The sequence below is a fragment of the Enterobacter sp. WI-ESBL-E8 genome (assembly GCF_053364895.1).
The window spans coordinates 3,296,621-3,308,170 of record NZ_JBRWXJ010000001.1; the positions used below are offsets into that span (position 1 = coordinate 3,296,621).

The following is an 11,550-nucleotide window of genomic DNA, read 5'->3' on the forward strand; positions in this document are numbered from 1 at the left end:
CCATGGCACATTTTTAGGTTTAATTGTATGATGAATGCGTTTCAGCAAGGACTATCACCATGAGTAAATCATTGAACATTATCTGGCAATATCTGCGCGCATTCGTCCTGATTTACGCCTGCCTGTATGCCGGGATTTTCATCGCGTCGCTGCTGCCTATCACCATTCCCGGCAGCATTATCGGTATGCTGATCCTCTTTGTTTTGCTGGCATTACAAATCTTGCCCGCAAAGTGGGTCAACCCCGGCTGCTTCGTTCTCATTCGCTATATGGCGCTGCTTTTCGTGCCTATCGGCGTCGGGGTCATGCAGTATTTTGATTTGCTCAAGGCCCAGTTCGGCCCGATTGTGGTCTCCTGCGCGGTCAGTACGCTGGTGGTTTTCCTGGTAGTGAGCTGGAGTTCGCATCTAGTGCATGGCGAACGTAACGTGATTGGGGAGAAAACAAAAAAATGATGGCCAATATCTGGTGGTCGCTGCCGTTAACCCTGGCGGTGTTCTTCGCCGCGCGTAAGCTTGCCGCACGTTTCAAAATGCCCTTGCTGAACCCGCTGCTGGTGGCGATGGTGGTGATTATTCCGTTCCTGCTGCTCACCGGCATTCCTTATGAACGCTACTTTGCCGGCAGCAAAATTTTAAACGACCTGCTGCAGCCCGCCGTTGTCGCGCTTGCCTTTCCGCTTTATGAGCAGCTGCACCAGATCCGCGCTCGCTGGAAATCCATCATTACCATCTGTTTTGTGGGCAGCCTTGTGGCGATGATCACCGGGACGTCGGTGGCGCTGCTGATGGGGGCTTCTCCGCAGATTGCGGCCTCTATCCTGCCGAAATCGGTGACTACGCCTATCGCGATGGCGGTCGGCGGCAGCCTCGGCGGTATTCCGGCCATCAGCGCGATGTGCGTTATTTTCGTCGGGATTCTCGGCGCGGTGTTTGGCCACACCCTGCTGAACGCGATGCGTATTCATACTAAGGCTGCACGTGGGCTGTCGATGGGCACCGCCTCGCACGCGCTGGGCACCGCCCGCTGCGCGGAGCTGGATTATCAGGAAGGGGCATTTAGCTCCCTGGCGCTGGTGATCTGCGGGATTATCACCTCCCTGCTGGCCCCGTTCATTTTCCCGCTGATCCTGGCGGCAATGGGCTAAAATTTGCGATGCGTCGCGCAAATTTCATTTTGATTTCATAAGTTGCATACATAATGAGAAGTGGATCACATATAAAGCCCTGACGGCTCCGTAAACTACCGATCCATTAACCTTTATGAGGCAAACGCCATGCACCCACGTTTTCAAGCTGCTTTCGCCCAGCTTGCAGAGAATTTGCAGTCAGCCCTGGCTCCCGTTCTGGCAGATGCACACTTCCCCGCCCTGCTGACGGCTGAGCAGGTCACGATGCTGAAACAGGCAACGGGACTGGACGAAGACGCGCTGGCTTTCGCACTGCTCCCCCTGGCCGCCGCCTGCGCGCGGGCCGATCTCTCCCACTTCAACGTCGGGGCCATTGCGCGGGGCGTCAGCGGCACCTGGTACTTCGGCGGCAATATGGAGTTCCTGGGCGCAACCATGCAGCAAACCGTTCACGCCGAGCAGAGCGCCATCAGTCACGCCTGGCTGCGCGGTGAAAAAGCGCTGAGCGCCATTACCGTAAACTACACCCCGTGCGGCCACTGCCGTCAGTTCATGAACGAGCTGAACAGCGGGCTGCAGCTGCGCATCAACCTGCCGGGTCGCGCGCCGCACACGCTGGCGGATTACCTGCCGGACGCGTTTGGCCCGAAAGATCTGGAGATCAAAACGCTGCTGATGGACGAGCAGGACCACGGTTTCGCCCTGTCTGGCGATGACCTGAACCAGGCGGCCATTGCCGCTGCCAACAAGAGCCATACGCCGTACAGCAAGTCCCCGAGCGGCGTGGCGCTGCAGTGCCGCGATGGCCGTATCTTTAGCGGCAGCTATGCGGAAAACGCCGCGTTTAACCCAACGCTGCCGCCGCTGCAGGGCGCACTTAACCTGCTGAGCCTGAACGGCTATGACTACCCGGACATACAGCGCGCTATTCTGGCAGAAATTGCCGATGCGCCGCTGATTCAATGGGATGCGACCGCCGCAACGCTTAAGGCGCTCGGCTGTACGACGATTGACCGCGTGCTGCTTGCGTAATCCTTCCGGCGGGCAGAAATGCCCGCCCGTTTGCTGAAAAACCCCTCAGTTGAGTCTCTGTTTCTTGCGCTAACCAGGCGGGTAAAGTAGCCTGAGTTAAATTTCACCTTCGGTACGAGCCATCTGCATGTTAAAGCGCGTTTTTTACAGCCTGTCTGTCCTGGTCGGCATACTGCTGTTGATCGTGCTGGGTCTCGATCGCTGGATGAGCTGGAAAACCGCCCCCTACATTTTTGATGACCTGCAGGACCTGCCCTATCGTCAGGTTGGCGTGGTGCTCGGCACCGCCAAGTACTACCGCACCGGCGTCATTAACCAGTATTACCGTTACCGCATTCAGGGCGCGCTGAACGCCTACAACAGCGGCAAGGTGAACTACCTGCTGCTGAGCGGGGATAACGCCCTGCAAAGCTATAACGAACCGGTGACGATGCGTAAGGACTTGATTGCCGGGGGCGTGGACCCTGCCGATATCGTGCTCGACTACGCCGGGTTCCGCACCCTGGACTCCATCGTACGCACCCGCAAAGTCTTCGATACCAACGACTTCATCATCATAACCCAGCGCTTCCACTGCGAGCGCGCGCTGTTTATCGCCCTGCACATGGGCATTCAGGCGCAGTGCTACGCGGTGCCGTCGCCAAAAGATATGCTGAGCGTGCGCGTCCGCGAGTTTGGCGCCCGTTTTGGTGCCCTGGCCGACCTCTATATTTTCAAACGCGAACCGCGCTTTTTAGGCCCGCTGGTGCCGATCCCGGCGATGCATGAAGTGCCGGAAGACGCGCAGGGTTATCCGGCGGTGACGCCGGAGCAGCTGCTGGATATGCAGAAAAAAGAGAAAAAATAGGCCTGCCTTTATACTTTCTTTACGCCGGTCCTGACGCTTTTTATCCCCCCTTTACGCCGGCTCTTTTAACCTGAGTTCACTGCCGCTACGGCTTCATTGAAGAATGACTATGAACTCGATAATGAATGCGTTTTTCCTGAAAAGTCTCCGCCCGTATTTTAACTTCCCCGGTTTATCACTCCCCGGCACACTCAATTCTGGCCTCTGGCTTGATGAAAAAATTGACGCCCTGCAGCACAACATTTCAGTAGAAGTGGCCGATTACCTGGAACGCTATCCGCAGACGAAACACGTTGACGTTTACCTGAACGATATCAACGGCACGATGCGCGGCAAGCGCCTCTCGGTGGAGAGCATGCTGACGCTGGAAAACGGCTGTTATTTTCCCCTTTCCGTCTACTCAATGGACCAGAAAGGAAAAATTGCGACCCCGCTTCATGATGAACCCGACCGGCTCTGCCTCCCCGTTGCCGGCACCCTGCGCCCCTGTCCGCAGGATCCGCAGCACAACGCGCAGATCCTGTTGACCATGAGAGACACCGACGATAAACCCTGCCCGCTTGAGCCGCGCGCGATCCTGCAGAACGTCCTGTCCCGCTTCCACCAGCATGGCCTTTTCCCGGTCATTGCCCCGGAAATCGAATTTTATCTGACGGGGCATGAACGCCATGATGCGCAAAATCAGGGCTGTTTTCATATGGATACCACGGCAGCCCACGCGGCGCTGTTTGACGAGCTGGAACAGCTGGCAAACCTTCAGCGCATCCCGCTGACCGGGATCGTGGCGGAAGCCGAGTCCGGCCAGTACGAATTAAACCTCAAGCACAGCCACCGCGTTGTTGAGGTCTGTGATAACGTGCTGGCGCTGCGCCGCCTGACCCGATACGTTGCCGAAAAGCACGGCCTGCAGGCCAACTTTATGGCCAAGCCCTTCGGCGAGCTTTCCGGCAGCGGTTTGCACTTTCATTTCAGCCTCAACGACAGCCGCGGCGACAACGTCTTTGCCTCACCGGTGAACGCGCTCAACAGCATGGTGCGCTTGTGCATCGCGGGCCAGCTGGCGCTGATGCCCGCCTCCGTCGCCATTCTCGCGCCGGGCGTCAACGCGTTTCGTCGCTTGCGTAAAAACCTGACGGAGCCCGTGTTTAACTCCTGGGGCTATAACACCCGCGCCGCCGCCCTGCGTATTCCCTGCTCGGATGACAGCAACCGTCGTATCGAGTACCGGCTGGCCGGGGCCGATGCGAATCCGTATCTGGTCGCCGCGACCATCCTGACCGGCATGCTGTACGGGCTGGAAAATATCGACGAGGAGGAGTTACCGCAGCCGCAGCAGGATCACCCCGCTCTGCCGCTGTTTCAGCAGGAGGCGATTGAAACATTTGCCCGCTGTCAGTATCTCACCGACAGCCTGGGTGAAGCCTTTTCCGCCCAGTGGGTCGCCTGCAAGCTCTCGGAACTCGACTGGTTTGAGCGCATTGTGACCCGGGAGGAGTCAAATCTGGCGTAGGGCATAAAAAAAGCCCGCTCGGTGAGCGGGCCGGGTATAGCGAGAGACGCTTACTTCTTACGGGCGTATTTCAGGGAATCCAGCGCGACCGCGAAGATAATGATGGCGCCCTTGATGATGTACTGCCAGTACGGGTTCACGCCGATGTAGGTCAACCCGTAGTTGATGACGGTAAAGATGATCACACCGGTCACAACACCGAGTACGGTACCCACGCCGCCGCTGAAGGAGACGCCACCCACCACGCAGGCTGCGATCGCATCCAGCTCGTACATGAAGCCAAGGTTGTTCGTGGCAGAGCCGATACGGCCCGCTTCCAGCATCCCGCCGAAGGCGTAGAACACGCCGGACAGCGCGTAGATGAAGAGCAGGTTCAGGGCAACGTTGACGCCGGAGACTTTCGCCGCTTCCGGGTTACCGCCGATAGCGAAGATGTTTTTACCAAAGCGCGTTTTGTTCCACAGGATCCAGACGAAGGCCACCGCAATCAGCGCATAGAAGGTGATGTACGACAGGCGGAAGCTGCCCAGCGCGATAAACCCTTGCGTAAAGGTCGAGAAGCCGCTGTCAAAGCCCGAGATAGGAGATGCACCGACAAAGTCGTAGTACAGGGAGTTGATGCCGTAAACAATGATCATCGTACCCAGCGTGGTGATGAACGGCGTCACGTTCAGGTAAGCGATGATAATGCCGTTGATCAGACCAATTACCGCGCCGATAGCGCAGACAATCAGGATCACCACGAAAATCGGCATGGTGGCCATTTCCGGGAACACCTTGTTGGCGTTTTCCATCGACTGCAGCAGGGTTGCCGCGATAACCGCCGCCAGACCAACCTGACGCCCCGCGGAAAGGTCCGTCCCCTGGGTCACGATCAGGCCCGCCACGCCCAGCGCAATGATAATACGCACGGAGGACTGGGTCAGAATGTTACTCAGGTTCAGCAGGCTTAAGAACGTAGGGTCCTGGAAAATGATGATAGCCAGCAGTACTAAAAGAACAACGTAAATACCGCCTTCTTTCAGGTAAGTGAGAAAACTTTTTTTATTTAACGCACTCATGAGGAGCCCCTGATCTTAAAGGTGCAAAGACGCAAGACGCAAAATTTCGTTTTGCGTTGTCGTTTTGGTGTCAACAATACCGGCAACGAGACCATTGCTCATAACCAGAATACGGTCTGTGATCCCTAACAATTCCGGCATTTCGGAAGAAATAATAATGATCCCTTTATTCTTTTTCGCCAGCTCGGCAATCAGCTGATAAATTTCAAACTTCGCGCCGACGTCAATACCGCGGGTCGGTTCATCCAGCATCAGAATTTCTGGCTGAGTTAATAACCAACGGCCGATAATGACTTTCTGCTGGTTACCGCCCGAAAGCGAACCAATCTGGGTGCGGTGCCCTGGCGTTTTCACGCGCATGGAGTCAATAACCCACTGGGTATCGCTCTTCATGCGGGAGTTATCCAGCAGACCGACTTTGTTTTTGTAATTGCGAATATTAGAAATTAACGAGTTAAAGTTAATATCCAGATAGGCGTAAATACCGGTCGAACGACGCTCTTCCGTGACCAGCGCAAAACCATTATTAATGGCTTCGTTAGCGTTGTGGTTATTGATTTTCTTTCCGTGCAGCGTAATGGTGCCTTGAGCCTTCTCACGGATGCCAAACAGGGTTTCCACGATGTCGGTACGTTTTGCGCCTACCAGGCCGGCAATCCCAAGGATTTCACCCTTGTGCAGGTCGAAGGAGACGTCGCGGATAGACGGCTGACGTAACGAGGTCAGGTTGCGCACTTCCAGGATCACTTCACCCGGCTTGTTCTCTTTGTCCGGGAAGCGCTGGTTCAGGGAACGGCCGACCATCATGGCGATGATCTTGTCCATGTCCAGCCCTTCCAGCGGCTGCGTGGCAATCCACTGGCCGTCGCGCAGGATGGTTATCTCATCGCACAGCTGGAAGATCTCTTCCATTTTGTGCGAGATATACACAATGCCGCAGCCGCGATCTTTTAGCTTACGAATAATGGTAAAAAGGTGATTAACCTCTTTTTCCGTTAATGACGATGTCGGTTCGTCCATGATGACGATTTTCGCATCATAGGAGAACGCTTTTGCAATTTCGATCATTTGCATCTGGGATACGGATAAAGTTCCCACGCGGGCGCGCGGATCGATATCAATATCCAGCTCATCGAAAATCGCTTTGGTGTCGCGATACATTTTGTCCTGATCGACAAAGACACCTTTGGTTGGATAACGCCCCAACCACATGTTATCCATGACCGAACGCTGCAGTACCAGGTTTAATTCCTGGTGAACCATTGAGATACCGTTTTCCAGCGCTTCTTTCGCTGAATGGAAATCGATCTCTTTCCCCTGAAAAAGAATGCTGCCAGAATCTTTTTGATAGATCCCAAAAAGGCATTTTAATAATGTTGATTTACCCGCACCGTTCTCACCCATCAATGCATGAATAGAGTGAGGACGAACTTTTAAATTAACATTATCGAGTGCCTTAACGCCGGGAAATGACTTGTTGATACCGCTCATTTCCAACAGGTATTCACCGGATGACTGAGTAGTTGTGCTGACCATAATTATACCTTGTTGGCCTCGCATATCGCGTTATAAAAGGGCGCAACGAATTGCGCCCAGTGAAGACAGTACGAATAACTTATTTACCGATAAACTCAGCCAGGTTGGACTGGTCTACGCCCACGTAAGGTACGCGAACGATTTTGTTTTCAATTTTCCAGCTGGTGCCATCTGCCGCGCCCTTGCCATCGGCCAGGTTTTTCGCCAGATCGAAGGTCGCTTTCGCCTGGTTGTTGGCATCGTTCAGCACGGTACCGGCCATCGCGCCGGATTTAACCAGCGCCAGCGCTTCTGGCAGCGCATCCACGCCGAATACCGGGATGGACGATTTATTGTGTGCTTTCAGCGCTTCTACCGCGCCCATTGCCATCGCGTCGTTGTTGGCAATAACCACTTCGATTTTGTTCGCATTAGGGCCGGACAGCCACGCGTCCATCTTATCTTTCGCCTGAGCGGTATCCCACATCGCGGTATCTAACGCCAGCTGCTGGGTTTTCAGGCCCTTGTCGTTCAGCTCTTTGATAACGTAGGTGGTACGGGCTTCAGCATCCGGGTGGCCTGGCTCGCCTTTCAGCAGAACGAACTGAATTTGTCCGTCTTTGTTCAGGTCCCAGTTCGGGTTCGCCGCCCAGTGTTTGGCAATCAGATCGCCCTGAATAATACCGGACTCTTTAGAGTCGGTACCGACGTAATACGCTTTGTCGTAGCTATCCAGCGCTTTACGGGAAGGTTCTTTGTTGAAGAAGACGATTGGCACGTTCTGGCCGCGCGCTTTTTCAATCACCGTGCCTGCTGCAGCCGGGTCAACCAGGTTGATGGCCAGGGCTTTCACGCCTTTCGCCAGCAGAACGTCGATCTGGTCGTTCTGTTTGGACTGGTCGTTCTGGGAGTCATTCATCAGCAGCTGAACGTCTGGCGCTGCTTTAGCATCTTTCTCAATTGCTTTACGCACAACAGACATGAAGTTGTCGTCGTATTTATAGATGGTCACACCAATACGGGTATCCGCAGCGTGCGCTGCTGCACCAAAAAGCATGCTTGCCATTACAGCAGACAGGGTCAACACCTTCTTATTCATGGTATCTCCGGTTTTTTTTATGCAGGGTAGTTCTTGTGAATAACGATCGGCGGGCAGGTGTTAATAAAACGTTACTGACAGCCGAAGTTCACTTATAAAATTTCTATCTTCCGTGTTCGGTAACGATCCAGAAATGCGTTTTATTCGTTGTTTGCGGCACATTGGCTATAGTGAAAGTGAATAATCACCGTTACATAGCGTTTCAGCCCCTAAAACGCTGACATCATAGTCAGCGCCTTGTTAAGATACTGTGAATTTACTCACAGATTGAAAACGGTTACATCACATCATGTAATCAGTTAGTGATCGGAACCACAATTTGCCGGGGCGCGACCGAGTGACGACGCACTAAAGTCGGCATGAAACAATGTGTTGCCCCCGGATCCAGCAGCCCTGCCGCCCCCTGTAACGCCAGCTCAGTCGCCAGTTTCGCCATAGAGGCAATGGGGTAACGCACCGTTGTCAGCTGTGGGTCGGTGTAACGGGCAATCGGAATATCGTCAAAGCCGATGAGTGATAAATGCTGTGGCACCGCAATGCCGTTATCCTTCAGCGCCGTCAGGGCCCCTGCCGCCATGCTGTCGTTATAGGCAAACACCGCAGTAAGCTGCAGATTGCGCCCCAGCAGCTCCACCATGGCCGCCTCACCGCCCTGCATGTCAGGCGTCCCGGTTCCAGTCCAGCTGTCTGATGGCGTAATGCCGTGCTCTTTCAGGGCGTTTTGCCACCCCTCGCGCCGCAGTTCGTCATCTTCAATCTGGTGGCTGGAGGCCAGATAACCGATCCGCTGATGCCCGTTGTTGATGAGCATTTTGGTGGCCATCATTGCGCCGCTGACGTTATCCAGCCCGACGCAGCGGTGGGCATAGCCCGGGACGATGCGGTTGATGAGCACCATGCCCGGGATCTGATCCATAAACCCGATTAACTCTTCGTCGCTCAGGGCTTTTGAGTGGACAATCAGGGCGTTACAGCGCTGGCGAATCAGCACTTCAATGGCGTAGCGTTCTTTTTCCGCCTCATGATAGCTATTGCCGATCAGGACGTATTTCTGATGCTGCTGGGCGACCACATCCACCGCTTTCACCAGCGCGCCGAAAAAGGCATCCGATACATCCATCACCACCACGCCGATAGTGTCGCTAACCTGCGTCGCAAGCGCCTGAGCATTAGCATTTGGCCGGTACCCGAGCTGGGTCACGGCTTTCATTACGGTTTCACGGGTTTCAGGGCTGACCAGCGCGCTGTTGTTCAGCACGCGCGAAACGGTAGCCACGGAAACGCCCGCCTGACGGGCGACGTCACGAATGGTGATCATATTCACCATCCTTCAAAGGATTGCAGCAACTCACAGACACCCCCTGTGTTTAGCAAGGTGGCTATTTTGGCAGCGAGAGAAAGGGGACTACGTGAAGAAGCTCACACTCATGAAAACGCTTACATCCGTTTTGTTAATGATTGTGATCCAGATCGTTATCTGGATGTATTTTTCAATGATATCCCTGAAGCATGTGCGGTTAACTGACGCCACACCCACTCCAGCGGTCCCTGGCGGAAATAGCGTAGCCAGAGAACAGAAAACGCCAGGTTTACTACCCAGACCGGGATAACAAACGCCAGCAGCGCGAGGCGGTCGAATTTCATAAACAGGCCAAAGCGATAGAAAAGCGTGGTGCATATCAGCGTTTGCAGGAGGTAATTGCTTAACGCCATGCGGCCCACGCAGGCGATAGCGCTGACAATCCACAGGCGAGAAAGCGTTGGCCAAAAGCCATAGATCAGCGCCGCATAGCCGATGGTCTGGAACGGCGCGCTCAGTTCACGCGGCATCTGGAGCAGGAAAGCGCACCAGCGGTAATCCCAGTGGAGGTGCCACTGCGTAATCACCGCCGGAAGGTTAATCAGCACGCCGAGCAGGACCAGCCCGGCGCCCATGCGGCGATAGTGGCGCAGGCTAAATTCGCCTTTCAGCCAGCCGGTGCGCATCAGCGACGCGCCCATCAGCATCATTCCCGCCAGCTGCCAGCCGTATTGCGCGCCCAGCGCAAGGAGGTTATCCCCCAGCATATCCGCACGGTTGCTTATCGCTTCCGACCCGCCCTTCAGCTTCCAGAACTGCTCGTACTGCAGGTTAGCGGCATCCGGGACCCAGGCACGGTTTGTCGCCTCACCGGAGATCATCCCCAGCAGCAGCAGTACCCCAAGCCCCATGACGTAGAGCATCACGCCAGTGTTAAACAGGCTTTTTACGCTGTGCGCGTCGCGAATAAGGCGCCAGCAGATGAGCCCGACTAACCCATACGCGAGAAGAATATCGCCGTCCCAGAAGAACAGACCGTGGATAAACCCGAGAAGCACCAGCAGCGTCAGGCGCGACTGTATCCAGCGCGTACCGCGTTTGAGGAGGAGCTGCAGGCCTGCGCCAAACAGCAGGGCAAAGAGCGTGAGGAATTTGACCTGGGCGAAAAGATCGAGGATCGCCCACGTCCAGGCATCACTGCGCGTGATGTCGCCATACCATGCAGGATTGAGATAAGCCGCCTTCGGGAGACCGAAGGCGCTGATATTAAGCAGCAGGATACCGAGAATGGCGACGCCGCGAACAAAATCGAGCGTGACGTTTCGCTCCATGGTCCCTGCCCTGTAAGACTTAGTTGTGGTGACGAACGGCGCGCAGGAACTCCTGGCGGGTATTCTGACTTGATTTAAACAGACCACCCAGAGAGGTTGTGGTGGTTGCACTGGTCGCATCACGCACGCCGCGCGCTTTCACGCAGTAGTGAACCGCGTCGATAGAGACGGCCACGTTATTGGTGCCCAGCAGCGTTTGCAGCGCGGTCAGGATCTGCTGCGTCAGACGCTCCTGCACCTGCGGACGCTGTGCAAAGAACTGCACGATGCGGTTGATCTTCGACAGGCCGATCACCGTATCTTTTGGGATATACGCCACGGTCGCTTTACCGTCGATGGTGACGAAATGGTGTTCGCAGGTGCTGGTCAGCGTGATATCGCGTACCGTGACCATCTCGTCCACTTTCATCTTGTTTTCGATGACGGTAATTTTCGGGAAGTTGGCGTAATCCAGGCCCGAGAAAATTTCGTCGACGTACATTTTTGCGATGCGGTGCGGCGTCTCCATCAGACTGTCGTCACTCAGATCGAGATTCAGCAGCTCCATGATCTCGGTCATATGACCGGCAATCAGACGCTTGCGGGTTTCATTGTCCAGATCCTGTACGGGCGGACGCAGTGGCGTTTCAAGACCGCGCGCAACCAGGGCTTCGTGGACCAGGGCAGCTTCTTTACTGAGTGATGACATTTTGTTCTCCTGCAGGTGTGGCGTCTTTTGCCCTCGTT

11 protein-coding genes are annotated in these 11,550 nt (G+C 55.0%); 5 read left to right on the forward strand and 6 right to left on the reverse strand.

Annotated elements, in window-relative coordinates; all coding sequences use genetic code 11:
* Nucleotides 1–59 precede the first annotated feature (59 nt).
* The 5 genes from ACWHWP_RS15650 (at nt 60) to ACWHWP_RS15670 (ending at nt 4,518) form a co-directional block, all read left to right on the forward strand.
* Nucleotides 60–455, forward strand: coding sequence for a CidA/LrgA family protein (locus ACWHWP_RS15650; protein ID WP_014884558.1), 396 nt, complete (start codon nt 60–62; stop codon nt 453–455).
* Entirely contained in the window at nt 452–1,147 is a 696-nt protein-coding gene (locus ACWHWP_RS15655) for a CidB/LrgB family autolysis modulator (protein WP_063428779.1), read from the forward strand. Before ACWHWP_RS15650 ends, ACWHWP_RS15655 begins: the two co-directional genes overlap by 4 nt.
* 129 nt (nt 1,148–1,276) lie before the next feature.
* Complete coding sequence (gene cdd / locus ACWHWP_RS15660; RefSeq protein WP_059311492.1) at nt 1,277–2,161, forward strand: cytidine deaminase; 885 nt, start codon at nt 1,277–1,279, stop codon at nt 2,159–2,161.
* 127 nt (nt 2,162–2,288) lie between these two features.
* A complete protein-coding gene (gene sanA / locus ACWHWP_RS15665; protein WP_047346560.1) occupies nt 2,289–3,008 on the forward strand; it encodes an outer membrane permeability protein SanA in 720 nt (239 codons plus the stop codon).
* Between the two features lie 121 nt (nt 3,009–3,129).
* Nucleotides 3,130–4,518 (forward strand): glutamine synthetase family protein, encoded by a 1,389-nt coding sequence (locus ACWHWP_RS15670; protein ID WP_447856695.1) that lies wholly within the window; start codon nt 3,130–3,132, stop codon nt 4,516–4,518.
* 50 nt (nt 4,519–4,568) lie between these two features.
* Here the strand turns inward: ACWHWP_RS15670 and mglC are convergent, their stop codons facing one another.
* The 6 genes from mglC to folE form a co-directional block, all read right to left on the reverse strand.
* Complete coding sequence (gene mglC, locus ACWHWP_RS15675; protein WP_029740401.1) at nt 4,569–5,579, reverse strand: galactose/methyl galactoside ABC transporter permease MglC; 1,011 nt, start codon at nt 5,577–5,579, stop codon at nt 4,569–4,571.
* A 15-nt stretch (nt 5,580–5,594) separates the two neighbouring features.
* The gene (gene mglA, locus ACWHWP_RS15680) at nt 5,595–7,115 is read right to left on the reverse strand and encodes a galactose/methyl galactoside ABC transporter ATP-binding protein MglA (protein WP_047174129.1); all 1,521 of its coding nucleotides are present in this window, start codon (nt 7,113–7,115) and stop codon (nt 5,595–5,597) included.
* Between the two features lie 79 nt (nt 7,116–7,194).
* On the reverse strand, nt 7,195–8,193 hold the full coding sequence (gene mglB, locus ACWHWP_RS15685) for a galactose/glucose ABC transporter substrate-binding protein MglB (protein ID WP_023312468.1): 999 nt from the start codon (nt 8,191–8,193) through the stop codon (nt 7,195–7,197).
* Nucleotides 8,194–8,488: 295 nt separating this feature from the next.
* The gene (galS, locus tag ACWHWP_RS15690) at nt 8,489–9,511 is read right to left on the reverse strand and encodes an HTH-type transcriptional regulator GalS (RefSeq protein ID WP_063957675.1); all 1,023 of its coding nucleotides are present in this window, start codon (nt 9,509–9,511) and stop codon (nt 8,489–8,491) included.
* Nucleotides 9,512–9,666: 155 nt separating this feature from the next.
* A complete protein-coding gene (yeiB, locus tag ACWHWP_RS15695) occupies nt 9,667–10,824 on the reverse strand; it encodes a DUF418 domain-containing protein YeiB (RefSeq protein ID WP_447855973.1) in 1,158 nt (385 codons plus the stop codon).
* A 19-nt stretch (nt 10,825–10,843) separates the two neighbouring features.
* Nucleotides 10,844–11,512, reverse strand: coding sequence for a GTP cyclohydrolase I FolE (gene folE, locus ACWHWP_RS15700; RefSeq protein WP_023312471.1), 669 nt, complete (start codon nt 11,510–11,512; stop codon nt 10,844–10,846).
* Between the last annotated feature and the right edge of the window lie 38 nt (nt 11,513–11,550).